The sequence below is a fragment of the Arsukibacterium tuosuense genome, assembly GCF_900215315.1.
GTDB classification, from domain to species: Bacteria; Pseudomonadota; Gammaproteobacteria; order Enterobacterales; family Alteromonadaceae; genus Alishewanella; species Alishewanella tuosuense.
In genome coordinates, this window is record NZ_OBEB01000001.1 from 141,386 (window position 1) to 165,551 (window position 24,166).

Genomic DNA, 24,166 nt, shown 5'->3' on the forward strand with positions numbered 1-24,166 from the left:
TGATGCATTTAATGCTGCAAACAGACTAGCGCTGAGCAATAGCCCCTTTTGCCACCCCTTCATAAGCCACAACCTTATAAGTTTTAGAGTTATCAAGCGTTTTTAATTCACTGGCAATAAAGTCTGCCAGACACTCAACTGTGGTATCACAAGGTACAATGTCACAGTGACTGCGAGGAATGACCAATTCAAACCAACCTTGAGTTGCTTTATACCGGAAACAATATGCATCTTCCTCAGCGTTCAGGAGCTGGAGTGCTGCGGCGTCACATAAATCAGCTTCACTGCCAAGGTAACTATCTTGCCAACGCTCACTCCACATTTTATTTAAGCGCGGTGATAGCATGCCATCCGTATAGATTTGAATAGTCGAGCGATGACCATGGGCAATGCGCTGGCAGTTTCCATCGTGCTTTTTTAAGCCATGACTGTAATGATAATAAAACCCGGTACTGGCTTCAGGCCGCAATGCTATCTTCAGAGCGTCGACATTATCAGGTAACAAAGGTTTTATCAGTTGTTCAAGATAATGAGCAACACTTTGCTCATTAATCTGCTTGGTCGGTATACAGGCAAAAGCCTCTGCGGGTGAGGCCAGACTTATCGTGCCGCGCAAACTTTTGTAATTTACCATGCTGCAAGTTGAGTCATCTTTCAGGGTCAGCGCATCACAGTCCGATGGCAAGGCAAGCTTGTGGTCCACCGACTGATCTATTGCCTGCTTAATCACTTTTTTAACTTTGGAAAAATCAAATACCATGGCGGTATCGTCTAAACTGCCATGCAGTTCAACGTCAACAATATAACTCTCTCCCACCATGCCCCGTTGCAGGTCCAGATAAGAAAAATCAATGACGGTTAAAGAATTTACAAATAAGATCATCAGATGGTCCAGTCTAAGGCAGTTGCAGCTAGTGCTCAGTATACCCGTTCAGCGCTTTGGCAGTAAGGGTAAAGCCGCAGCTTTTAGCGCTTATGTTCAGTTAACCAGCTATTCAGAATGCCAATCTGGCCACATTTATGGGCTGCATACATCAGACGGATGGCATTACTTAGCAGCGTGCTATCGTTCCACTGGGTTTTTTCCTGAATTTCCTGATAACAACTTAACGCTTCCGGTGTCAAATATCCCCGTAGCTCTTTCTTACCTGACGCTTGCTGACGCTGCCGGTATCGTTGCTGTTTTTCGGCATTACTCAGTGCCCGCTTATTGTCACTGTTCATAGCTATACTCATTACTTAATTATTTGTCAGGTGAACACTGCCCGCCTACTATTAACAGACTTGATTAAAATAACGGCGAACCGACAAATCGGACTTGTCTGGCGTACAAGTGTTCGCTAAAGTGGCGCAGCAATTATAATGGGTTAAACATACATGACTAAGAATAGCTTTACAAAAGAAGATTTAATCGCCTGCGCAAACGGTGATTTATTCGGCGAAGGTAACAGTCAGTTACCATCTGACAACATGTTAATGATGGACCGTATCGTTCATATTTCTGAAGAAGGTGGCCTGTACGGTAAAGGCCAGATTATTGCAGAACTGGACATTACTCCTGAACTTTGGTTCTTTGCCTGCCACTTTAAAGGCGATCCGGTAATGCCTGGATGCCTGGGTTTGGATGCGATGTGGCAACTGGTTGGTTTTTTTCTGGGCTGGTGTGGTGGCCCCGGCAAAGGCAGAGCGCTTGGCGTCGGTGAAGTGAAATTCACTGGCCAGATATTGCCAACTGCGAAAAAAGTTACGTACACCATTAATATGAAAAGAGTGATAAAACGTAAACTGTTTATGGGTATTGGCGACGGTGTGGTCAGTGTTGATGGCCGTGATATCTATGCGGCAACCGATTTAAAAGTCGGCTTATTTCAGGATACATCAAGTTTCTGATATGTTGAACCATACTTAAAACAAACCCCGCAGAACGAGCGGGGTTTGTTTTTCTAATCGTTAAGATTGTCTACTGAATCCAATTAAAGGCCTTTGTTAAATAAACCGACATTCCGGTCTTCCATTGCTTCCCGCCAACCTCCGAGCCATTGTGAGCGGGCATCTAAATTTTGATAGGGACAAATTTCTTTGGAGCGTCCGGTTACACCGGCACGATAACCTTGAGCATGAGCACGTTCCAGACGATCACGTTTTTGTCTTTTCATACGGCAGTCTTCCTCAACATTTTTTATTGGTTAAAAGTACACTTGTTGTCTTAAGCGAGCCTGACTCAGCAAGTCGGTAAACGGCAACAACGTACTTATTAATTGATAGCTGACAGCGCGGTAAGGTTCAAACGAAATTAACAGATATACTGCTTGACAAAAGCTAAGGAACTGAAGTTGTTTGCCTTTTAAAGACATTTTTATTTATATTTTATTACGCTTAAAAATTTTTTTTGATAACTTTTGTACGTATCAGAAATGGCCATAAAAAAAGCTGCCGAAGCAGCTTATTAACAGCGGATTTAAAATCCCGGGTCGTTAACGCCGGCGGCGAAATAACAAACCAAAGCCTGCTAGTAATATCAGGCCGACACTTCCTAAACCACCTGCATTTCGCTCATAAGTATCCTGATCGGTATTGCAGTTGTCCGGTTCACCATTGGCAACTGGCAGCAACTTCACCGCTTTTGCCTGCTCAGTCATCAGCGGGTTACCACTATCGTCCAGAACTGGCTCACCCTTGGCATCAAGCTGTGGTAAAACTTGTATCACTGTTGCGAGGATTTCACCATTATTATTAATGGCATTGGCATCTACCACGGTAAAATCTGCATTGCAGCCAACCAAGGCATTTAAATCCTGAAATGTATCACTGGCAATGTCATAAACAAAACCGTGTTGACGACGGTCGGTGGTACCACCGATGATAATTTCAGCCCGACCAACAATCTGGCCATTGTCATTAATCGCAGTGGGTATTGACGTTGAACTGGCAAAAAAATCGTTTGGAAAAACGACGTCATCAGCGGCGACATCGTAATAAAAGAATTTATTCCGTTTCACTCCGTTAATCGTTTTCATCGCATAACCCGTTGCAATATCGCTGTTGTTAATAGCGACAGCAGTACTAGCCAGCCATTCTGCCGGGTCAACAATACCACTTACTTGTTCGCCTCGGAACAATGTTGCATGGGGAGCTGCATAGATCCGGGTATATTCTCTAAACTGGTCACGTAACCGGAGAACTCTGTCACCATCAGTATATAAAGAATGACCGACTGCAATGCCGTTATCATTTACCGCTGTAGCGGCACTGTAATAGGATACTTCAGGATGCTCATTTTCCGGAACATAAGCCCCACCGGTTCCCTTCTCACCCAAAAAGCCGTAAGTCTGACTGATTGAAGCACTGCCATCAGGCTGAAGTTGCCACAGCATTGCCCTTTCCTGATAACCATCTCTGTAAGAAAAGAAGGTTTCAAAATTTCTGACATCAGCAAGTAGCCCAGCCAGTGTGTAAACACCTGACTGCTGTCTGGCATTCAGACACGCTACTACTGGCTCATCAACGCCATCACAACCGTCTTCAATCTGTTCATAAGACTCTTCATCCAGACCTATCGAGCCAGAACCGGCAATCAGTCCCTGGTTATTAATCGAAAACGCCCGACTAAAACCACCTCCCAATTCAGTATAAGGCGGTAACAGATTTACCGGGCCAGTGTCAGACACTGCCACGCCATACTGAAACCCGGCTTCTGGTTGCCAAACCGTAAAGGTCTCCGGTGTTTCAGCATCCTCATCCTCTGGATCCGGCGCCGGAGTAAATTGCTGCTTACTATAGGGAGCAGTGGCAATACCTACAACAATACCTTGCTCATTTAAATCGTAAACATATTCACTATTAGAGCGAAGTTGATCTAAATCACGCATAGGTATTACGGCAGGTGGACTGGAATTAGGCTGAGAAATAGCGACTGCCCGGCCTACAGGTTGATTTCTGAGGTTTGGATTGGCGCCAAGCAACACTGCCAGAGTATTTAAGACATTAGCATCATAAATGCCTAACTTGGCATCTTCTATCTGTTCAGGAGTCAGAATACCGGTAATCGTTTCACTTTCAAAATTAATGGTACTGACATCAAGTGGAAAATTAATAAAATTAACAGCAGTGCGCCTTGAACCTTGTTGATCCCGCAACTGCCACTGAATAAAACCCTGACCGGTAGTCACAGCATTACCCTGGTCATTTAACGCCGCAGCAAAAGTCGCCGTGGAAATAGTATTCGGTTCAAGCTCTGCTACCTGATATACGGCAGCCGCAGTGGAAAATGCAGTTAGCAGTGGCAATACCGCCAAACTGATTCGAGATAATTTCATTCAAGCCCCTAATGTACTTCTGATGTACGTCTACTGTACTTATAAAATACTATGAATTTAATGCTTCTAATTGTTCCCAGCGCGCATATGCCAGCGCCAACTTCGACTCAGTTTGCTGCAATAGGTTCAACGTCTGTTGACTGTCGGCGGCATTTTGTTTGAAGAATTCAGGATCGTTAACCTGTAACTGCAAAGCGCTTAGCTCAGCGTCAAGCTGTTCAATCTGCTGAGGTAACAGTTCGAGTTCACGTTTCTCTTTATATGATAACTTCTTCGGATTATTAACTAAAGCGTTAACTAACGGCTTATCTGCAGGTTCAGTTGGCATTTCAGCAGCTACTGACTGACTAGCTGCAACTGTTTTCTCCGACGTGACTTTAGCTTTAGTCGCTTGTCTGGCCTGATAGGCAGTTACATCATCATAACCGCCGGCAATTTCAATGATCCGGCCATTGCCGGCAAACAACAGTGAGCTGGTGACCGTGTTATTTACAAATTCCCTGTCGTGACTGACCAGTAATACCGTGCCTTGATATTGCTGTAAAATGTCTTCCAGCAACTCGAGGGTTTCCACATCTAAATCGTTAGTCGGCTCATCGAGGATCAATAAATTACTGGGTCTGGCAAATAATTTAGCCAGCAATAACCGGTTTTTCTCACCACCTGACAGCGCTTTTACCGGGGTACGAGCCCTGGCCGGCGCAAACAGAAAATCCTGCAGGTAACTTAATACATGCCGGCTCTGGCCATTATGCTGCACTTCCTGCTTGCCGTCAGCCACGTTATCCTGCACGGTCGCTTCTAAATCGAGTGCTATCCGGTGCTGATCAAAATAAGCCACTTCCAGATTGGTACCGCGTTTCACTTCACCACTGTCAACCTGATAATCATTCAATAATACTTTAATTAAACTAGACTTGCCCACACCGTTCGGCCCCACCAGAGCGATACGGTCGCCACGCATTACCAGTAAATCCAGCTTATCCATTACCGGCTTGCCATTAAAAGCCAGGCTAATTCCTTTACCTTCAAACACCAGTTTGCCAGAGCGATTAGCCTGCTCGATGTTAAAATCGACTTTGCCTTGTTGTTCCAGCCGGGCAGCCCGCTCTTGTCGCAATGCTTTTAGTGCCCTGACCCGCCCTTCATTACGGGTACGCCGGGCTTTGATCCCCTGGCGGATCCACACTTCTTCTTCGGCTAACCGTTTATCAAACAACGCATTGTGCTTTTGCTCGTCCTCCAGCATTTTTTGCTTACGGTCGAGGTATTCCTGATAATTGCCGGGATGAGAGGTAAGTTCGCCGCGATCTAAGTCAACAATCCGGGTCGCCAGCGCCCGGATAAATGCCCGGTCGTGCGAGATAAAAATAATAGCACCGTTAAAATTCAGTAAAAACTGTTCAAGCCACTGAATTGCTGCTAAATCCAGGTGGTTAGTAGGCTCATCCAGCAGTAAAATATCTGGCTTGGCTATCAGTGCTCTGGCCAAAGCAGCTTTGCGCAGCCAGCCACCCGATAATGTTGCCAAACTGGCATCCGGGTCCATTTCAAACTGCTGACAAATATCACTAACCCTGGCTTCTAAGGACCAACCATCACGGGTATCCATTTCATTTTGTAACTGTTCGAACAGGCGATATTCAGCATCACCTGCCCCATCCAGATTTTCTGATAAGGTATAGAACTGTTGTAGTTTGTCAGCCAGATCACCTGCGCCTTCCCGGATAAAATCAGCAATTTTGGTTTGCATTTTAGCCGGAGGGTCTTGTTCCAGGCGGCTTAGCACCACCCCTGAGTTTACAACTACCTGGCCATCATCCAGATTTTGCTGACCGGTCAGCAATTTTAAAAATGACGATTTACCGGCACCATTACGGCCAACCAGACAAACCCGCTCGCCACTAAACAGGCTAAAATCAACATGATCCAAAATCGGATTGGTACCAAAGGCTAAACAAGCCTGCTGAAAACGTAATAATTCCACTAATTTGTATCCCTTAACACTTAATACTTTTAACCAACATTGTCCTGTAGCCAACTTGCCACAGTGGTTTTGTCAAACGGCCAATACAGCAGTTTGTCTCCGGCAGCCAGCACCGGTATATGCAGCCGGAACTGCTGCAATAACTGCTCGTCATCTATAATATCAACCACCTGAACCGCTAAGCCTGCTTCTGTCAGTAACGCTTCAGCTTGCTCACATAAATGGCAGCCCCAGGTACTATATAAAGTGTACTGCGTCATTAGCGGCTTAACTCAAAACAAACATGAATATTCGGGTTACGTTTAAAGTCTTCTGGTAAGGTAGCAGCAGAAATATCATTCACCTGCCAGCCCGCCTCTTCCAGTGCTGTTTTATCAATTTTAAAACGACGTTTGTTATTGGAAAAAACCACTTTGCCACCCGGGTTTAAGCGGCCAATCAACATGTTAAGCAATTTGACATGATCCCGTTGCACATCCCAGTTATCTTCCATCCGTTTTGAATTAGAAAAAGTTGGCGGGTCAACAAAAATCAAATCGAATTGCTCACGACACCGAGCCAGCCACTGCAAACAGTCAGCTTGTTCAAACTGATACTGCTTAGCCTGCGGGCCGCTAACCAGCAAACCATTTAAGGTAAAGTTGCGTTTGGCCCAATCTAAATAAGTATTAGACATATCAACTGTGGTAACTGCTTTAGCACCACCAATAGCTGCGTGCACCGAGGCAGTGCCGGTGTATGCAAATAAGTTAAGCACGGTTTTATCTTTGGCCTGCTGCTGAATCATCCGCCGGGTTAAGCGGTGGTCTAAGAACAAGCCGGTATCCAGATAATCGCGCAAATTCACCAGAAACTTAGCACCGTATTCCACAACTTCTTTATATTGCCCTGCTTTGGCCATCGCCTGATACTGCTTAGTGCCTTTTTGTTTTTCCCGCACTTTTAAGATCATCTTATCTGAGCTGATGCCAAGTACCGATGGCACCTGATTAACCACATCAAATAAGCGCTTCTGGGCAATCTGCTCGTCAACCGTGGCTGGCGCAGCATATTCATGCACTACCACTTCACCATCGTACCAATCAACCGCCACGTTATATTCCGGAATATCAGCATCATATATGCGGTAGCAGCTTATTCCCTCCCGCTTGGCCCACTTTTGCAATTGCTTCAGATTTTTTGCCAGGCGATTACCAAAGGAGCTGCTTTCATTAAAGAATAATGATGGCGCATCTGAACTAACGGCAACCTGTTTTTCGGTGAGCTCAAACAGGGTAAATTCACAGTCCAACGGGCCATTGGTGAATTTATAGGTTTTGCTTTTTGATAGGCGTAGCGAGCGCAATAAATCAGCATTAGAGGTAATTATTGCCAGGCGCCACCCCTGGTAATGCTGCTTTAACGCCAGCGAGAATTTGCTGTACAACGGAATTAAACTGGGTAAATCACCGAGCCGCTCGCCATAAGGTGGGTTGGTAACAATCACGCCTGGTGTTAACGCAACGCTGCCTGTTAATTCAGTTGCATCGGCGTAATCAACTTTTACATAGTCTGCGACCCCGGCCCGGGCGATATTCTGGCGCGCTTTTGCCAGGGCGCGTTCATCGGTATCGCTGCCATAACAGATAATTTGTGGCGCTAAGCTACGTTCTTCGGCTTTAGCGGCCTCTTTTAGCTGCTGCCAGACACTGGCCCTATGGCCAGGCCAGCCTTCAAAAGCAAAGCGTTCCCGGTTTAAACCCGGGGCTTTATTTAAGGCAATCAGTGCCGCCTCAATTACTATGGTGCCGCTGCCGCAGAACGGGTCAAATAATGGTTTATCCGGCGTCCAGCCTGAACGCTTTAATAACGCCGCGGCTAAGTGTTCTTTTAACGGTGCTTCGCCCTGGCCTGCCCTGTAACCCCGCTGATGTAATGATGGGCCAGAGAAATCCTGCAAAAAGTGAAAGTAGTTTTTTTCCAGCCGCACCTGAAAGCGCATATCCGGGTTTAAGCGGTCAACATCTGGCCGCTGACCGGTTTCTTCCCGGAACTGGTCAACAATGGCATCTTTTAAGCGCATGCCACCAAACTGACTGTTATCAATAGTGGCATGTTTACCCACACAATCGACCGCCAGCGTCTGGCGAATAGTCATCAGTTGCGGCCAGTCAATTTTACGGGCTATCTGATATAAATCTGAGTCTGCTGTTACCGGCTCCGACTGAATAAGGCGCATGATCCGGGTAGCCAGGCGCGACCATAAACAAAGCTGATAAGCACTGCTTAGCTCCGCTTTAAACCGCACCACACCCATAGATACTTTGATAACTTCGCCCTGATGATGTCGTATTTCATCAGCCAACAGCTCTTCGACGCCTTTTGACGTTAAAGCCCAGAATTCCAGCATAACACCCAACCTTCAAATAAAATGGCCGACAGTATAACAGAATGTACTTTAAACACGGTTGAAGAATTGTAATAGCAGCTATTATTGCTGCTTAATGCTGCAGAGCGCTGCTTTAACCAGCAGTCAGGCTAATTAAGCAAAAATAAAGCGATTAACATCTTGCATAGCCCTGTTAAAAACACTAAGATGCGCCCCGCAATGACGGACGCGGGATGGAGCAGTCTGGTAGCTCGTCGGGCTCATAACCCGAAGGTCGTCGGTTCAAATCCGGCTCCCGCAACCAAAATTGATTGTGTAAAAGTGATTATAGAAAAGCGCCCTCGGGCTCCTCTTTATAACCACGGGGCGAAGGTCTAAATCCTGCTGCCGCAACCAACACAACACGACATTGCAAAACAGCTTATTATCTCTACTGCTCAGGGATAATACACGGACGCGGGATGGAGCAGCCTGGTAGCTCGTCGGGCTCATAACCCGAAGGTCGTCGGTTCAAATCCGGCTCCCGCAACCAAATTAGCCGACTTTATAGTCGGTTTTTTTGTGTCTGTTATTCACCCTCGGGCTCCCCTTTATAACCGCGGGGCGAAGGTCGACAAATCCGGCTCCCGCAACCAAATTAGCCGACTTTATAGTCGGTTTTTTTGTATCTGAATTTCGGGTAACCCGAAGGTCGTCGGTTCACTTTTCACCAAGATCAGGGCTCCCGCAACCAACATTTTAACCAGCCATGTGCTGGTTTTTTTGTATCTGAATTTCGGGTAACCCGAAGGTCGTCGGTTCACTTTTCACCAAGATCAGGGCTCCCGCAACCAATTAAGTTTTACATATGGTTTAGTGAATCGCCCTTGGGTTCCTCTCTATAACCGCGGGGCGAAGGTCGACAAATCCGGCTGCCGCAACCAACATTTTAACCAGCCAAGTGCTGGTTTTTTGTGCCTGAAATTTATAGTACCCGCCAGCGCCCTGCTTTTTTAGGCCCTTCAAACACCAATTTATGCTGTTGTTTAAGTTTGGCAATGGCACACTCAATCGTGCTGGTAGATTTACCCAGCAAGGCTGCAATTTCACTCATCGATAATTCTGGTTGGCGCTGTAGTAATTGTAATATTTGCACCGGCGTTTTTGCTGGCATTTCTACCCGCGTTTTCACCGGCGTTTCCACCCGCGCATTTTGGCTACTTTCAATAGCCTCAATCAATGCCTGGTTAATAGCGTTCTAAAGGAATTTGCAACTCGGCCTGTTTAACGGGTGACATAAAGCAGGACATTGAGCGTGGGCAACTACAGAACGCCCGCAAACTTAGCTTTAGTTACCGCAGCTATTGTTAATAACGTCTGCTGTACTAGAGTTATTAATACTGTTACCAGGTGAATAAAACTTTATCTCTTAAGTTATTTCTCTGGATGGGTAATTTTTCTATCAAGGATAATGTATGTCTGTTAAAGCTGTAATTATGGATGTTCGTGGCGTAGGTGAAGTTAGAGCTAAGCAACTTAAAGACTTGGGTATCAACTCCGTTGAAGCTCTGGCCGCGGCTAAGGAAGCTACATTAATCAGCATTCGTGGCGTTTCACCGCGAATTGCTGCAGAGTTAACTGCCGCCGCAGCAGCACTTTTGCATACCCCACTTCCCAAACAATTGCCGGTGACCAAGCCGAAAGTGAAAAAAGATAAGAATGCCGGTGCAGCTAAGTCAAAGAAAAAAGATCGGAACAGCGACAAGAAAACCACTAAAAAGGCTGCAATAGCGGTGGCTGATAAGCTGAGCAAAAAGGCTAAAAAAAATCCAAAAAAGAAGCCAAGCAAGAGGCCAGAAAAGAAACCAAGAAAAACAAAGCTGAAGGAAAACCAGTCAAAGCCAATTCAGGTATGACAAGGAAGCGGCAAAAAGCTAACCATTAGCACGCTGTCCTTTGCAAGTATATCGATGACAGGTAAAGTAGACACATACTACCGCTACAATTGAGTCTGCAATGTCTGCCACTATTACTCCTTTTATCGTTGAACACAGTTATCAGCAGTTACCTGCCTCGCTATTCACAGCTTGTCAGCCTACGGTTGTTTCGGCGCCAGAATGGCTGGCTTTTAATCAACCACTCGCTGATGACCTGGGTTTACCTGAGCAATATAGGGCAACTGAAGCGGGGTTACAGTTATTTTCTGGTAACAACTTGCCTGACTGGTGTCAGCCGCTGGCGATGGCTTATGCCGGCCATCAGTTTGCCAATTATGTACCACGGTTAGGTGATGGCCGCGCCTTGTTACTTGCTGAAATAATCAGCTGCGGCGGTCAGCGGTATGATTTGCAATTAAAAGGTGCTGGTCCTACTCCCTTTTCGCGTGGTGGAGATGGCCGCTCACCATTGGGGCCGGTGATCCGTGAATATCTGGTAAGTGAAGCTATGCATGCGCTGGGCGTGCCGACCACCCGGGCGCTTGCGGCGGTGAGTACCGGCGAAACAGTATATCGGGATGAACCCCAACCCGGCGCTATCTTATGCCGGGTTGCTAAAAGCCATATCAGGATTGGTACTTTTCAGTATGTCGCCTCCTTAAACGACCCTGAGTTACTTACAGAATTTACCGATTATGTTATTGCCCGCCACTACCCGCACTGTGTTACGCAATCACAACCTTATCTGGCGTTACTGGACGCCATTATTGCTGCCCAGGCCGCCACAGTTGCCCACTGGATGAGCCTTGGCTTTATTCACGGCGTGATGAATACCGATAACATGACTATCAGTGGCGAAACTATCGATTACGGCCCCTGTGCGTTTATGGAAGCTTATGATGAAAAAACCGTGTTCAGCGCTATTGACCGGCGTGGCCGCTATGCATTTGGCAACCAGCCCGCTGTAGCACAGTGGAACTTGACCCGTTTGGCTGAAGCAATGCTGCCGTTACTGAATACTGAGCAAGCTGAAGCTATCCAGTTGGCTACTGCGGCGCTGGAAAACTTCAGCCAGTTATATCATCTGAATTACCGGCAAAGAATGGCTGCTAAGCTGGGGCTCACTAATCCGGCGCAAGATGACGATCAACTTGTCACGGGTTTGCTGCAATTATTGCAGCAGGATAAAGTCGATTATAGTCAGTTTTTCAGTCAACTTAGTCAGCAGGATCCGGCAAGTGCAGGAGAGCTGTTCAACAATAAGTCCAGCTGGCAAAGCTGGCTGCAAACCTGGCAAGTGCGCACAAGTGAACAGAGCTTAACGAATACGCAAAGGGTAAAGGCAATGCAACAAGTAAATCCGGCACTGATCCCGCGTAATCATCTGATACAGCAAGCCATTAATCAGGCAACTGAGCATGGCGACCTTAGTTTATTTAACGACCTTAAACACGCCTGGCAGCATCCTTTTGTCAGTAAACCAGAGCATCTGGCTTTCAGCCAGCCTGCAACTGCTGCTGAACGGGTAAACCAGACGTTTTGTGGTACTTAATACTGTTATTTGCAGGTTAAAATGGCGCCAGAATGCCTGTTACGGCGCTGATAGTCATAAATGTTTCATTTTATTTTCATGGTGATGTCATCTTTAAAGCCTGTAATGGCAGCAGGTTTCGCCAGAGATAAGACTGATGAATACACTGCAAAAACTGACTTTACTCGATACCAGGTTGTTTTTTCAGGTTAATCTTATTGGCCAGCTGCCATCGGTAAAAAAGCTGAGTCTGGGTTTATCCCGCTGTGGTGACGGGCCTTTGTATCTCATTATCGCCATATTGTTATGGCAATTTGATCACAATCGCGGCGGCCAGTTTATGCAACATGCTCTGCTGGCGTTTGCTATCGAACTACCACTTTATCTGTTACTGAAAAATGCCATTCAACGTGAAAGGCCCAAAGGCCCTTTGCATCATGGCTGGGCGCCGGGGATAAGACCATCAGACCGTTTTAGTTTCCCCTCTGGCCATACCGCCGCCGCTTTTATGTTTGCCTGGCTTCTGGCTGCGTATTATCCCGAATATACCGGTTATTATCTTTTAATGGCGTCTGGCATTGGCTTGTCCAGAGTTTTACTGGGTGTGCATTACCCGACTGACATCCTGGCAGGTGCCGCTCTTGGCAGTGTGATTGCGTTAATCGTTCTTAACAGTGGCTTTGCCACCCTATGATTGCAGCTAATCGTTAATGAAAATACTTTACGGCGTACAGGCTACCGGTAACGGTCATATCACCCGGGCCCGGGCATTGTTACCCGCATTGCAACAACAGGGTATTGCAGTTGATTTTTTATTCAGTGGCCGGCCAAAGCAACAATTGTTTGATATGGACATGTTTGGCGATTATCGCTGGGCAAATGGCTTTACGTTTTCAACCGCCAACGGTAAAGTTCAAAAGTTAAAGACACTAAGCAAATTGCAGCCTTGGCAATTTTATCGTGATGTTAGCCAGTTAAATTTAAGCAGCTATGATCTCGTCCTGACGGACTTTGAGCCGGTTTCTGCCTGGGCAGCAAAGCGTCAGGGAAAACTATCAGTAGGCCTGGCCAGACAATATTCGCTAAGGTATCCACTGGCCGGTAAGCAGTCGGCAAGTTGGCTGAAAACTGCAATTTCCTGCTTTGCCCCGGCAACACATCTGCTAGGCGTGCACTGGCAGCCTGCGTTTCCTGACTTACTGCCACCACTACTTACTTCTGTTGTAGCAGCGCAGCAAACAGCAAAGAGTAACAACCAGCCACCATTTATTCTGGTGTACTTGCCCTTTGAGCAAACCCGCCGGGTAATTAACTGGTTAAAACAATGTCCCAGCTGGCAGTTTAAACTTTATGCCCACGTAAATGAGCTGCGTACAGAAGAAAATGTTACGATATTACCGCTTAGTCGTACTGCATTCCCTGTCGATCTGCAGCAATGTAGCGGTGTTATTTGTAATAGTGGTTTTGGATTGTGCAGTGAAGCAATGATTGCCGGCAAGAAGTTACTGGTTAAACCGCTGCAAGGCCAGATTGAGCAGGCTTACAATACCTACACGTTGGTTAAAATGGGTAAAGCGGACCAATTTAATCAATTTACGCCTGAACCACTATTAAACTGGCTGTATAAACCGGCTGCAGAACCTTACCCATTACCCGACCCTGCGTCGGCAATCGCCAGCTGGTTAAAGCAAGGATGTACGACACCAGTATCTGAACTGGCGGCTGCAATCTGGCAGCAACCAAACTAGCTCTGGCTAATCACTGGTATGACTGCTGGTATCCAGTTCAAGTCTGGCCCGCTCCACCAACTCCTGATCTAATTCCGTTTTCACAGCGACGCCCAAATCCTTGAATTCGGCGGCCTGTTTTATCAGGTTACCTTTGCCTGTTACCAATTGCCCCAGAGCTTTGTCGTAACTCTCACGCGCTTTGTCTAATTGCTTACCGACACCCTGCATACTGTCCAGAAAAGTTTTCAATTTCTGATAAAACTTTTCTGCCCGATTAGCCAGTTCAGCCGTGTGCTTGTTCTGATCCTCGAAGCGCCACAACTGACGAACAATATTCAGGCTGGTAAGTAACGTCGTTGGGGTGGTCACTAGAATATTGCGTTCCAGTGCTTGCTGGAACAGCTGGCTGTCATGTTGTAATGCCGCTACATAGGCCGACTCTATCGGAATAAACATAAAAACCACTTCCGGAGAATTCAGCCCCGCTATCTGGTAATAGTTTTTGTCTGCTAATTCGGTTATCCGGTCTTTTACCGCAGCAATATGTGCTTTTAAGGCAAGCAACCGGCTAGCGTCATCTTCAGCATTAACATAACGGGTATAGGCTGACAGTGATGTTTTAGCATCAATAATTAAATGCTTATCCTGTGGCAGGTAAATTACAACATCTGGCCGCTGCCAGCCGTTGTCGGTATTAAAACTGGCTTCCCGCTGATAATCTTTACCAGCACGAAGGCCACTGTTATCCAGCACATTTTCCAGCATCAACTCGCCCCAGTTACCCTGCACTTTACGTTCACCCTGCAAGGCTTTGCTCAATTGGCTCGCTTCGGTGGTAATTTGCTGGTTAAGTGCCTGCAGCTGCTTTAATTCTGTTTTAAGTTCAGAGCGTTGCTTAGTTTCCTCAGTATGCAGCATCTCGACCTTTTGTCTGAAACCCTGCATATCCTGCTGCAACGGTGTTAGCAGCTGGCGCATACTTTCCTGGTTTTGGCTTTTAAACACCTCGCCTTTGCGCTCCAGAATGTCATTTGCAAGCAATTCAAACTCTTGCTTTAACACCGCTTTATTCTGCTGTAAAAGCTGTAACTGCTCTTCAAAATGGCGTTGCTTTTCCTGTAAGGTGCTGCCTAATCTGGCATGTTCTACCGCCAACTGCTGGTGCTGTTGTTGCAGCTGATGATGCTGTTGCTGCAACTGCTGATAGTGTTGCTGCCATAACTGGCTTTGGTTATCACTTTTCGCCAAATTTAACTGCAGCTCACGCTGTCGTCGCTGCTTATTCGCCAGTACCGTTAACAACAATAGTAAAACAAACGCCATAGCTAACAATGCAGCAGTAACAGGCGTAAATTGAAAATTCATAAATAAGCAGCCCTGAATAATAAATGGTAACGCGTATCGTATGTTGCCGGCGAAATAGTGTTACATCTCAACCCTGTTCCGGCCTTTTCCTTTAGCCCGATACAGGGCATCGTCCGCCCGCTTAAGAATAGTATTAGCATCATCATCACGAATAAAACTCGCCACGCCAAGACTTACAGTCAGTTGTTTACCATGCACAAAGTCATATTCAGCAACCGCTACTCTGATCCGCTCAGCTAATAATTTTGCACCGGTAATATCAGTATGCGGACATATAATTAAAAACTCCTCACCTCCCCAGCGACCGGGGACGTCAAGCTCACGGCAGTGTTGTGACATAATACCTGCAAAGGACATGAGAACCTGATCACCTGCCATATGGCCAAAATTATCGTTAACTGATTTGAAAAAATCTAAGTCGGCCAGGATGACGCTAAAAGGGCTTTGATGTCGAATCGAGCGGGCAATCTCCTGACTGAGAATATCATCCAGTTTGCTGCGATTATATAAACCGGTAAGGGTGTCAGTGACAGACAAGCGCTGCAACTGGCGGTGTTGCGTTGCCAGCGCCCGCAAGACATCATTACGGCTTACCTCGTAGTAATGCACTAACAGTACCAGACATATCGACGCCAGTGCGACATTGAGCAGAGATTCAATGGTGAAACTATCTACCGGCCAGGATGCGGATCGCCAGACAAGCAGTAATATGAGGAAACCCAGAAATAAGCCGGTAGCAATCAGTCCACGCCGTCGTCCCAACAGGAAAAAAGCCAGAGGTGGAAAAATACACTGCCAGTATAATGAGTAAAAGTGAGGAGCCGCAAAGTAGAGATAGCCAAGTAAAAACCCGCCAAGCAGCATCACAGTGTGATTTGCCCCCTGCCGGACATTATTGGATAACTGAAAACGGCGCAGTAGTGTCGCTGCCAGGGCGGCGCCAATGAAATCGAGTAAGGCCACACTGTATAAAGCAAAAAAAGCCAGGTTAACAAAGAAGAAAAAAGTAAAGACGACCACCATGCCAAGTAGCATGCCGTTAATCAGATAAACCTGCCGGTATTCAGGATCAGCGGGTTTAAACTGGTGGTTATTGGTTATAAAGTGTTTTAACACCTAAGCCCCTGCTAAGTGATTACCAAAGTATGTTAATCGATACACTGACATCTAACAATGCACCATTTTAAAGTAGCAGACTCTGTTTATTTAAGCCTGTCAGGCAATTACCGCCAGATATAAACTACGACCACTTAATAACAGTGTCAGTAACCATACGGCTGTAGCAACGATATTCTGGCGGAAAGTATTGCGGTACTCTGCCATTATTGATGAATTGACAGCCAACAATAATGTTAAGCTGATTATCGGTAATAAAATACCATTAGCAACCTGAGCAAACCAGATAACGGCCATCGGTTTAATACCGGCTGAGGATAAACAAACCCCAATTAAAATAATTATTAACCAACAGGCTCTGAACTGCGCTTTAGACAAAGGAATTAAACCATTAAGTGCATAGGCCGCGGCTAAAGGCGCGGTTATCGCAGAACTTACCCCCGCAGCCAATAATCCGCCCGCCATTAACCAGACAGCCGCATCCCCTGCCAATGGTTGCAGCGACTGAGCTAAATCGATCGCGTTGGTAAGGCTTTGTTCACGTCCAAAGAACGTTGCAGCGGCAGTAGATAAAATCGCGATAGAAATTAAGCCACCCAGTGGAATAGCAGTACGAATGTCGGCATCAGATAACGCCAGCTGCCGCTTTTTGTCCAAATCCGAGCCGTGCCATTTACCGGCACTGGCAGCTGCATGCAGAAAAAGCGAGTAAGGCACCACGGTAGTGCCAACCAGGGCAATGACTGACAGCACGGCACCATCAGGTAGACTGGGCCTTAATAAACCGCTGAGCATCGCCGGATAATCAGGCTTACTTAAAAATAACGTTAGCAGAAAAGCCAGACTCATCAGCAAAACCAGGCCGATAAGACAACGCTCTATTAAGGTGTAATTTCGCTGCCATAATATGGTAATAGCAACCAGGCCTATCAGTAGTGCCCAGGGATTTGTCAGCCCCTGGTTGCGCAGTTCAGCAACAGGCCAGCTATGTTGCCAAAGCGCATCCGCGCCCATGCTGGCACCACTGATGTTACCTCCCTGATATGCGCTGTTGCCCATTACTATTGCAGAAATGATCAACAGCATCAGTGGATACTTCAGCCATGGTTTTTTGAAAAAGTGCCGGATGTTTTCACCAAGGCCCTGACCGGTAACGATGCCAAGCCGGGCTGCCATTTCCTGCAATATCATGGTGGCAAACACCGAAAACAGTAGCGCCCAAAGTAACGCATAACCATAGTTTGCACCCGCCAGCGAGGCACTGATAACGGTGCCAGGGCCAATAAATGCAGCGGTAACCAAAGTGGCAGGCCCAAAGGTAAACAGCGGTGTTCTGGTTTTCATAAGCAGCACTTTATTTTCTTAAAATTTTTATTATACGAGTGATAATGCGGATGAAGTGTAGCGGTAATGTCTAAACGATGTCTATCGCCGTCCATCGTACTTTTCAGCGCAGCTATATCAGCTGGCTACACTTTACGTTTATAACCGTTATACTGCATCGGAAATACCGTTGTGTCGCAAAAATGCAGAGGTTGTTATTTTACGTAAAAACAGGCAAAGAAACATTGTTGCCGGCCTGATTGGCGCTGTTCTGAGTACAACATTGATAGCAGTAAAGGCAGAGCCTGTCCCGGGTAACAGCAAAGAACAGGTTACACTTCGCTTTTGTTATGAAGACAAACAACTGTTGCCTTATTATGCTGGAAACAGTACCGAGGTGCCTGTGGCACCGGGTGCAGCTATTGAGCATTTGCAACGGGCAACAGCCGCGGTAGGTATCTCTTTATCACTGGTCAGGATGCCCTGGTTACGTTGTTTGCAGCAACTGGCAGACAACAAGGTTGATGCTCTGGTTGCAGCTTATAGCCCCGAGCGCGAACATTACACGGTTTATCCACGTGATGAACTTGGTAAACCAGATCCAAGCAAAGCAATCAATACCAATGCCCTTTGTCTGACACATCGCTTTGATAATAACCTGCAAATCAAGATGGCTGATAGCAGTGCAAAATTAACTATTGCCAGGCCCTATGGTTACAGGCCAATACCCTTGCCGGAACACGCGGTGCTGGTGGGTGCGCATTCGCCTGAACAGGCGCTGGAGCTGGTCGTTTCAGGCCGGGTTGACGCTACTACCATAACCTGTCAAATAAACGGCTTAGCCGGTAACCGGCAGGAAATTGATACTCTGCCGTTAAAAATACTGCAACCGCCGGTTTATTTTTCAGTAGGCTACCTGATGTTAAGTGAAGAGTTTTATCAGCAACATCCGGCTAATGCTGAAAATTTATGGCAGGTTTTGCCAACGACCCTGAACCGCGAAAGATATATTGAATATCTGGCTTATCCTCTGGGGTTCTGATGTGGCTCACTCCCTTAATTGACGCGCTGTGCCGGCAATCTCCGTTAACCGCAATTTTAAACGCGTCAATCTACTTTTAATATGTATATCATATGATTGGGTTACCCTTTGCGATACAACACGATGTTAAACTAAAGAGCCTGTAATGAAGAATCTCATTTATATTATTTTAAAATGCTTGCTGGTTACGCTGCCGTTACTGGCAGTAAGCGCCTGTAGTACGACCGGTGAAAATCGCCATTCTGGCGCAGTTGAGCCCACTATCATTCTTATTTCTCTTGACGGGTTCAGCCAACAGTATCTGGGGGAATACCCTGCACCACACATTGAACAGTTGATGAAAGAGGGTGTTGTCGCAGCGTCTATGCAGCCAGCATTTCCGACAAAAACCTTTCCGAATCACTACAGTATCGTTACCGGTTTATACCCCGGCAACCATGGAATTATTGAAAATAATATTTATGATGCTGATTTTGATGCAATTTTCAGGATGAGTAAGCCAGAAGAGGTTACGGATAGTCGCTGGTGGCTTGGCGAACCGATCTGGGTAACGGCTGAACTTCAGGGCATAAAAACCGGTACCTATTTTTATCCTGGTTCAGAGGCCGATATAAAAGGCGTCCGGCCCAGCTATTGGCAGACCTATGATGGCAACATTACTAATAGCGAACGGGTACGATCTGTTCTGCAATGGCTGGCGCTACCAAAAGCTGAGCGGCCGGCATTTCTTACTCTTTATTTCAGCACTATTGATGATGCAGGTCATCGCTATGGGCCGAACTCAGAACAGGTAAAATCAGCTGTGGCCGAAGTAGATCAGGCTATAGGCCAGCTGATTAACGGACTGAAACAACAAAATTTATATAATAAGGTTAATTTAATGCTGGTTTCAGACCATGGCATGGCTGAAGTTCCTCCCGAACAGGTCATTGTTGTCGATAGTTTATTTGACGCAAACAAAGCGGTATTAACCTTATGGACGCCGGAAATTGTTTCGATATTTCCCAAGGCGGGCGAGTTAGAAAACATTTATCAGCAGCTGAGTGCTGGTTTACCTGCCAGTGCTAAAGTTTATCGCAAACAGGATTTGCCGGACCGCTGGCATTATAAGCAAAGCAAACGGGTTGCCCCATTATTAATAATCCCAAATCCAGGCTGGCGTTTGATGCAGCAGAGCCAGTATCAACGCTGGCAAGCAAGAGCTGACCAGCAATCAGTGGCCGGCAGCCATGGTTACGATAACATCGCCGCTGAAATGCAGGCAATATTCATTGGTCATGGCCCCGCCTTTGCGAAAGGTAAGACCATACCGTCCTTTGCCAACATTGAGTTATATAATTTAATGTGCGAAATTTTAGATATCACCCCGGCTGCAAATGATGGTGACCTCAAATGGACCAGACAATTACTACAACTAAAAAAGCAACAAATTAGTCAGTAACAATAATAAGGCTTAACCAATACTAAAGCGTTATTGTTGCATGATGCTGTCTGTGTCATGGTGAAAATATACAGGCTTTAACGTGGGTACACATTATGAATAATAACGTAGTTAAAAAAGCCATTGTCGTCAGCTTACTGGCAGGTGCACCGGCAGTTGCCGCCAACCCTGCATTGCAGTTGACCGGAGACATGACCGTGTCCGGCCTGTCGTCGGGTGGGTATATGGCGGTGCAATTTCATCTGGCATTTTCTGAACAAGTAAATGGCGCCGCAATTATTGCAGGGGGCCCGCTTTATTGTGCCCAAAACAGTCTGGCGATTGCTTTTGCCCATTGTATGGGTAAACCGGATGCCAAGCCGGATTTAACTGCTATTAACCAGTATCTGAATCAACTGGAACAGGCCCGGTTGTTACCAGGCAAACAAAACCTTAAGGATGATAAAGTCTGGATCCTGCACGGTACACAGGATACGACCGTCCATCCGAATGTTGGTAAAGCATTAGTCAGCCAGTACCAGCAATGGCTGGCACCCGAAAACCTGAGGTTTGTTGCTGACCAGGAGTTTGCACACCATTTCCCAACAGATAACAGCCAGGGCACCGCCTGTGATGTATCAGCACCGCCTTTTATTGCTAACTGTAACTATGACGCCGCCGGGGAACTGTTAAGCCATCTGTTAGGGGAGCTTGAACCTAAAGTGGATACCACCACCGGTAACTTATGGCAGCTAACGCAATCTCAGGCAGCTAGTCAGCTTGCAACAACAGGATATGCATATGTACCTCAGCGTTGCGCAGCGGGGCACCCCTGCCGGTTGCATATCAGCTTTCATGGCTGCAAGCAGCACGTGGCTGCAGTAGACGATGCTTATCTTAGACACACTGGCTTAAACCACTACGCTGACAGCAATGATTTGGTAATCCTTTATCCCCAAGCGGCGCCCAGCGCGTTCAATCCGCATGGCTGCTGGGATTGGTGGGGCTATACTGGCGAGCAGTATATCAGTCGTCAGGCACCACAATTACAAGCCGTAATGCTAATGGCTAAGCAGCTAACAACCGCAGATAACTGACCTTAGGTGCTATGCAAGCAGCAGCTGTTCCAGACACTGCTGCTTGATACCATAAAAATCTTTAATTGCTGCAATTTGTCGTAAAACTGCACTGTTATCCGTCTTTTTTTTACGTTTGGTAGCCAGAATCATTTTATTTTTGCTGGTGTGCTCAAGTGAAATAAATTCAAACACCTTGGTCTGATAACCATGCGCCTCTAGCAGCAGGGCCCGTAAACTGTCAGTAACCATTTCTGCTTCCTGACCCAGATGAATGCCATGAATTAACATGGGCGCCATTACCTCAGGCAGGCGAATTTGTGGCCTGATTTCCTTGTGACAACAAGGCGAGCACATAATGATCTCAGCGCCGGTGCGGATCCCCATATTTATGGCGTAGTCGGTAGCAACATCACACGCATGCAACGCTACCATGACATTAATACCGCGAGCCTTAAAATGCTTGACGTCACCTTGCTCAAAGTGCAATCCAGCCAGGTTAAGACCAGCCGCGGCTTTATTACATAAATCAACCAGATTCTGGCGCAGTTCGACGCCGGTTATTTGCGCATCTAAGCCCAAGCTATGGCAGAAGTAATCGTGCATGGCAAAAGTCAGATAAGCCTTACCGGAGCCAAAATCTGCTACGTGCAACTGTTGTGCCTGCAACAAGCCACTTTCTTTCACCGCCCCTTGCAACACTTCGATGAACTTATTGATTTGTTTCCACTTATTGGACATAGCAGGGATAACCTGCCCCTGCTGATCTGTCACGCCAAGTGCGCTCAGAAATGGCCTGCTTTGCTCTACAAAACGCTGTTTCTGCCGATTATGGCTGGTATCAGCTTGTTGCTTAACTGTATTTTTCTTAATATTAATCAGAGCCTTACCCTTTTTACTTATCGTCAGCTGCGCGTCACTGGTCGTTGTTGATAACTGTGCCGCTTTAAATTGGCCGGGCAGTAGTTCAGTCAGTAAGCTAAGTGCTTCGGTAAACGGATAATTCCGGGTTTGATGATTGGTTTGGTATTGCCAGACAAAGCGCCATAGCAGTTCAGATTTAATCTCAACCGGACGTATTTCTAAGCGTTGCAAATCGCGCTGGCTTCCCTGATATTTACTTAATAGCAGGCGTTGCAAACAATTTTCTGCCATAGCCTGTTGTAACAACGCAAAAAACCGTTGCAGCTCTGAATTGTTGCTTATTACTGAGTTGTCAAAGGGTGTTGGAAGAGATGCAGTCAAGCCCTGCTCCTGAATTAACATTAGCGACAGTGGCTAATGATAACACTGTCGCCGGCTTTCAGGCACTACGCGCTAACATTGTTGGCTGATTTAACGGACTAACCCGGTTGCGCAACAACCGCACTACAGTCGCCCGTTTAATGGTTTTACCCGCCAGAGTTTGTACATCATCAAGCATTAAACAGCTAACGCAGTCGGCATCTTCTGCTACAACCAGGGCTGCAACCCGACCATCAGCACCAACAATGCTGACTAAATCGCCATGCTTTACCCGGGCAGTAACCTGCTCAGGAAAATACCAGCTCTTATGTGCCTGCAATTGCAAATACTGACAACTTAATGCATGTAAACATAATTCCAGTGTTTGCGCATGGCTTAGCGCTAGCGGTTGTAAACTGTCCATGTAATGCCAGAACAATTCAGCTTCAACTATTGCAAACCGTTGCTGCTCAGGCAATACCGCCAACTGTCGGCATGTCAAATTAGAACAAAACTGCGCCTGCTCGCTGATATCCAGCAGCAAACGGTCGCGTTGTTGACAGTATGTCCAGCTCCAGCGCTCAGACGGCGTTAACATGGTCAAATCCTTTGCAAACAAGTTATTGAATTATCTTATAGTTTTTTATCACTATAGCATGCTGATCAGCGTGTTAAAGACTATTTTTTTATAAAAAAACCGGATCGCCAATTGATCCTTATAAGCCATCAATGATCGTCTTTACTAACGCTGGGCCGTGATAAATAAAGCCAGTATACACTTGCAATAAATTAGCTCCCGCAGTCAGTTTAGCCTGGGCAGAGGCATTATCATTAATACCCCCTACTCCGATAATCGGTAGCTCCGGTCCGACTGCCTGGCGTAGCTGGCTAATAATGTCCGTGCTTTTTTGTTGCACCGGCAAACCACTTAGCCCGCCGGCTTCATCAGCATGGGTCATGCCCTGTACCAAAGACCTGTCTAAGGTGGTATTTGTAGCAATAGCACCATCCATTTTGCTTTTTAATAAGGTTTCTGCAACCTGACAAACCGCCAGGTTATCCATATCGGGGGCAATCTTCACAAACACCGGCACATATTTGTCGTACTGCGCCTGAAGATCGAGCTGCTCATTTTTTACCGTTTGCAACAGATCAAGCAACGCATCACCAAACTGCAGATCCCGTAAGCCGGGGGTATTTGGAGAGGAAATATTAACAGTGATATAGCTGGCATGAGGATAAACCTTACGCATACAGCTGACATAATCATCCTTGCCACGCTCATTGCTGGTATCTTTATTTTTTCCGATGTTTATACCAAGCACGCCTTTATAACTGGAATTTTTAACGTTATGTACCAGATAATCCACGCCCTTATTATTAAAACCCATCCGGTTAATAATCGCTTCAGCTTGCGGCAACCGAAAAATCCGCGGCTTGTCATTACCCTCTTGCGGCCGGGGGGTCACTGTACCCACTTCGATAAAACCAAAACCCATCTGACCAAAAGCATCTATACAATCAGCATTTTTATCCAGGCCAGCGGCAAGACCTAATGGGTTTTCAAACCGTATACCGGCAACCGTGACCGGTTTAGCCGCGACTTGCTGGCGCCAAAGTATCGAGGCGGGAGTGTGAGCCAGTCGTTTCAGACTGCCCAGTGCCAGGTTATGGGCACGCTCTGCATCACAGGTAAACATCAGATTTTTAGCTATAGAATAAAACATAGTCGCCTTCGATAATAAAAAAATA

General features: G+C 46.4%; 22 protein-coding genes and 2 tRNA genes. 10 read left to right on the forward strand and 14 right to left on the reverse strand.

What is annotated here, in order from left to right; translation table 11 throughout:
* Positions 1 to 25: 25 nt before the first annotated feature.
* Together CRO03_RS00615 and CRO03_RS00620 are read right to left on the reverse strand one after the other, a co-directional pair.
* Positions 26 to 883, reverse strand: a complete 858-nt coding sequence (locus CRO03_RS00615; RefSeq protein WP_097109655.1) for a 6-carboxytetrahydropterin synthase — start codon at positions 881 to 883, stop codon at positions 26 to 28.
* A gap of 83 nt (positions 884 to 966) precedes the next feature.
* On the reverse strand, positions 967 to 1,224 hold the full coding sequence (locus CRO03_RS00620) for a hypothetical protein (RefSeq protein ID WP_097110336.1): 258 nt from the start codon (positions 1,222 to 1,224) through the stop codon (positions 967 to 969).
* 153 nt (positions 1,225 to 1,377) lie between these two features.
* Here CRO03_RS00620 and fabA point away from each other — a divergent pair, with 153 nt between their 5' ends.
* Positions 1,378 to 1,890 carry a bifunctional 3-hydroxydecanoyl-ACP dehydratase/trans-2-decenoyl-ACP isomerase gene (gene fabA, locus CRO03_RS00625; RefSeq protein ID WP_097109656.1) on the forward strand — a complete coding sequence of 171 codons (513 nt, stop codon included), beginning with the start codon at positions 1,378 to 1,380 and terminating at the stop codon, positions 1,888 to 1,890.
* Positions 1,891 to 1,973: 83 nt separating this feature from the next.
* Here the strand turns inward: fabA and rmf are convergent, their stop codons facing one another.
* From rmf to rlmKL, 5 genes are all read right to left on the reverse strand, one after another.
* Positions 1,974 to 2,156, reverse strand: a complete 183-nt coding sequence (gene rmf, locus CRO03_RS00630) for a ribosome modulation factor (RefSeq protein ID WP_019674311.1) — start codon at positions 2,154 to 2,156, stop codon at positions 1,974 to 1,976.
* A gap of 318 nt (positions 2,157 to 2,474) precedes the next feature.
* Positions 2,475 to 4,316 (reverse strand): DUF3466 family protein, encoded by a 1,842-nt coding sequence (locus CRO03_RS00635; RefSeq protein WP_097109657.1) that lies wholly within the window; start codon positions 4,314 to 4,316, stop codon positions 2,475 to 2,477.
* Positions 4,317 to 4,365: 49 nt separating this feature from the next.
* Positions 4,366 to 6,303 carry an ATP-binding cassette ATPase Uup gene (gene uup, locus CRO03_RS00640; RefSeq protein WP_097109658.1) on the reverse strand — a complete coding sequence of 646 codons (1,938 nt, stop codon included), beginning with the start codon at positions 6,301 to 6,303 and terminating at the stop codon, positions 4,366 to 4,368.
* 29 nt (positions 6,304 to 6,332) lie between these two features.
* Positions 6,333 to 6,563 carry a glutaredoxin family protein gene (locus CRO03_RS00645; protein ID WP_097109659.1) on the reverse strand — a complete coding sequence of 77 codons (231 nt, stop codon included), beginning with the start codon at positions 6,561 to 6,563 and terminating at the stop codon, positions 6,333 to 6,335.
* Positions 6,563 to 8,692 carry a bifunctional 23S rRNA (guanine(2069)-N(7))-methyltransferase RlmK/23S rRNA (guanine(2445)-N(2))-methyltransferase RlmL gene (gene rlmKL / locus CRO03_RS00650; RefSeq protein WP_097109660.1) on the reverse strand — a complete coding sequence of 710 codons (2,130 nt, stop codon included), beginning with the start codon at positions 8,690 to 8,692 and terminating at the stop codon, positions 6,563 to 6,565. The genes CRO03_RS00645 and rlmKL overlap by 1 nt, the downstream gene beginning before the upstream one ends.
* A 206-nt stretch (positions 8,693 to 8,898) precedes the next feature.
* Here rlmKL and CRO03_RS00655 point away from each other — a divergent pair.
* Together CRO03_RS00655 and CRO03_RS00660 are read left to right on the forward strand one after the other, a co-directional pair.
* Positions 8,899 to 8,975: transfer RNA gene (locus tag CRO03_RS00655), tRNA-Met, on the forward strand.
* A 151-nt stretch (positions 8,976 to 9,126) separates the two neighbouring features.
* A tRNA-Met gene (locus tag CRO03_RS00660) sits at positions 9,127 to 9,203 on the forward strand.
* Positions 9,204 to 9,635: 432 nt separating this feature from the next.
* On the opposite strand, the gene CRO03_RS00665 is transcribed toward CRO03_RS00660, so the two are convergent.
* Complete coding sequence (locus tag CRO03_RS00665; RefSeq protein ID WP_212682305.1) at positions 9,636 to 9,842, reverse strand: AsnC family protein; 207 nt, start codon at positions 9,840 to 9,842, stop codon at positions 9,636 to 9,638.
* 283 nt (positions 9,843 to 10,125) lie between these two features.
* Here CRO03_RS00665 and CRO03_RS00670 point away from each other — a divergent pair, with 283 nt between their 5' ends.
* The 4 genes from CRO03_RS00670 (at position 10,126) to CRO03_RS00685 (ending at position 13,866) form a co-directional block, all read left to right on the forward strand.
* Positions 10,126 to 10,566, forward strand: a complete 441-nt coding sequence (locus CRO03_RS00670) for a helix-hairpin-helix domain-containing protein (protein ID WP_097109661.1) — start codon at positions 10,126 to 10,128, stop codon at positions 10,564 to 10,566.
* Between the two features lie 100 nt (positions 10,567 to 10,666).
* Positions 10,667 to 12,139 (forward strand): protein adenylyltransferase SelO, encoded by a 1,473-nt coding sequence (locus CRO03_RS00675; protein ID WP_212682306.1) that lies wholly within the window; start codon positions 10,667 to 10,669, stop codon positions 12,137 to 12,139.
* 136 nt (positions 12,140 to 12,275) lie between these two features.
* Positions 12,276 to 12,812 carry a phosphatase PAP2 family protein gene (locus CRO03_RS00680; RefSeq protein WP_097109662.1) on the forward strand — a complete coding sequence of 179 codons (537 nt, stop codon included), beginning with the start codon at positions 12,276 to 12,278 and terminating at the stop codon, positions 12,810 to 12,812.
* Between the two features lie 16 nt (positions 12,813 to 12,828).
* Entirely contained in the window at positions 12,829 to 13,866 is a 1,038-nt protein-coding gene (locus CRO03_RS00685) for a glycosyltransferase family protein (RefSeq protein ID WP_097109663.1), read from the forward strand.
* A gap of 6 nt (positions 13,867 to 13,872) precedes the next feature.
* On the opposite strand, the gene CRO03_RS00690 is transcribed toward CRO03_RS00685, so the two are convergent.
* The 3 genes from CRO03_RS00690 to CRO03_RS00700 form a co-directional block, all read right to left on the reverse strand.
* A complete protein-coding gene (locus CRO03_RS00690) occupies positions 13,873 to 15,213 on the reverse strand; it encodes a DNA recombination protein RmuC (protein ID WP_097109664.1) in 1,341 nt (446 codons plus the stop codon).
* 60 nt (positions 15,214 to 15,273) lie between these two features.
* Entirely contained in the window at positions 15,274 to 16,329 is a 1,056-nt protein-coding gene (locus CRO03_RS00695; RefSeq protein WP_097109665.1) for a GGDEF domain-containing protein, read from the reverse strand.
* Between the two features lie 99 nt (positions 16,330 to 16,428).
* A complete protein-coding gene (locus CRO03_RS00700) occupies positions 16,429 to 17,673 on the reverse strand; it encodes an Nramp family divalent metal transporter (RefSeq protein WP_097109666.1) in 1,245 nt (414 codons plus the stop codon).
* A 169-nt stretch (positions 17,674 to 17,842) separates the two neighbouring features.
* Between CRO03_RS00700 and CRO03_RS00705 the strand changes: the two genes are divergently transcribed.
* The 3 genes from CRO03_RS00705 (at position 17,843) to CRO03_RS00715 (ending at position 21,211) form a co-directional block, all read left to right on the forward strand.
* Positions 17,843 to 18,694, forward strand: coding sequence for a type 2 periplasmic-binding domain-containing protein (locus tag CRO03_RS00705; protein WP_097109667.1), 852 nt, complete (start codon positions 17,843 to 17,845; stop codon positions 18,692 to 18,694).
* Between the two features lie 145 nt (positions 18,695 to 18,839).
* Positions 18,840 to 20,135, forward strand: a complete 1,296-nt coding sequence (locus CRO03_RS00710; protein ID WP_097109668.1) for an alkaline phosphatase family protein — start codon at positions 18,840 to 18,842, stop codon at positions 20,133 to 20,135.
* 95 nt (positions 20,136 to 20,230) lie between these two features.
* On the forward strand, positions 20,231 to 21,211 hold the full coding sequence (locus tag CRO03_RS00715; RefSeq protein WP_097109669.1) for an extracellular catalytic domain type 2 short-chain-length polyhydroxyalkanoate depolymerase: 981 nt from the start codon (positions 20,231 to 20,233) through the stop codon (positions 21,209 to 21,211).
* 9 nt (positions 21,212 to 21,220) lie between these two features.
* On the opposite strand, the gene CRO03_RS00720 is transcribed toward CRO03_RS00715, so the two are convergent.
* The 3 genes from CRO03_RS00720 to pyrD form a co-directional block, all read right to left on the reverse strand.
* Complete coding sequence (locus CRO03_RS00720) at positions 21,221 to 22,435, reverse strand: class I SAM-dependent methyltransferase (protein WP_245861369.1); 1,215 nt, start codon at positions 22,433 to 22,435, stop codon at positions 21,221 to 21,223.
* 58 nt (positions 22,436 to 22,493) lie between these two features.
* Positions 22,494 to 23,012, reverse strand: coding sequence for a cell division protein ZapC domain-containing protein (locus CRO03_RS00725; RefSeq protein WP_097109671.1), 519 nt, complete (start codon positions 23,010 to 23,012; stop codon positions 22,494 to 22,496).
* 118 nt (positions 23,013 to 23,130) lie between these two features.
* Positions 23,131 to 24,141, reverse strand: coding sequence for a quinone-dependent dihydroorotate dehydrogenase (pyrD, locus tag CRO03_RS00730; RefSeq protein WP_097109672.1), 1,011 nt, complete (start codon positions 24,139 to 24,141; stop codon positions 23,131 to 23,133).
* Positions 24,142 to 24,166: the final 25 nt, after the last annotated feature.

Coding starts and splice junctions, on each gene's coding strand:
- CRO03_RS00715 (WP_097109669.1), top strand. CDS start 20,231: ATGAATAATAACGTAGTTAAAAAAGCCATTGTCGTCAGCTTACTGGCA.
- rmf (WP_019674311.1), bottom strand. CDS start 2,156: ATGAAAAGACAAAAACGTGATCGTCTGGAACGTGCTCATGCTCAAGGT.
- CRO03_RS00710 (WP_097109668.1), top strand. CDS start 18,840: ATGAAGAATCTCATTTATATTATTTTAAAATGCTTGCTGGTTACGCTG.
- rlmKL (WP_097109660.1), bottom strand. CDS start 8,692: ATGCTGGAATTCTGGGCTTTAACGTCAAAAGGCGTCGAAGAGCTGTTG.
- pyrD (WP_097109672.1), bottom strand. CDS start 24,141: ATGTTTTATTCTATAGCTAAAAATCTGATGTTTACCTGTGATGCAGAG.
- CRO03_RS00620 (WP_097110336.1), bottom strand. CDS start 1,224: ATGAACAGTGACAATAAGCGGGCACTGAGTAATGCCGAAAAACAGCAA.
- CRO03_RS00635 (WP_097109657.1), bottom strand. CDS start 4,316: ATGAAATTATCTCGAATCAGTTTGGCGGTATTGCCACTGCTAACTGCA.
- CRO03_RS00670 (WP_097109661.1), top strand. CDS start 10,126: ATGTCTGTTAAAGCTGTAATTATGGATGTTCGTGGCGTAGGTGAAGTT.
- CRO03_RS00685 (WP_097109663.1), top strand. CDS start 12,829: ATGAAAATACTTTACGGCGTACAGGCTACCGGTAACGGTCATATCACC.
- CRO03_RS00700 (WP_097109666.1), bottom strand. CDS start 17,673: ATGAAAACCAGAACACCGCTGTTTACCTTTGGGCCTGCCACTTTGGTT.
- CRO03_RS00690 (WP_097109664.1), bottom strand. CDS start 15,213: ATGAATTTTCAATTTACGCCTGTTACTGCTGCATTGTTAGCTATGGCG.
- CRO03_RS00725 (WP_097109671.1), bottom strand. CDS start 23,012: ATGTTAACGCCGTCTGAGCGCTGGAGCTGGACATACTGTCAACAACGC.
- CRO03_RS00675 (WP_212682306.1), top strand. CDS start 10,667: ATGTCTGCCACTATTACTCCTTTTATCGTTGAACACAGTTATCAGCAG.
- CRO03_RS00680 (WP_097109662.1), top strand. CDS start 12,276: ATGAATACACTGCAAAAACTGACTTTACTCGATACCAGGTTGTTTTTT.
- fabA (WP_097109656.1), top strand. CDS start 1,378: ATGACTAAGAATAGCTTTACAAAAGAAGATTTAATCGCCTGCGCAAAC.
- CRO03_RS00645 (WP_097109659.1), bottom strand. CDS start 6,563: ATGACGCAGTACACTTTATATAGTACCTGGGGCTGCCATTTATGTGAG.
- CRO03_RS00615 (WP_097109655.1), bottom strand. CDS start 883: ATGATCTTATTTGTAAATTCTTTAACCGTCATTGATTTTTCTTATCTG.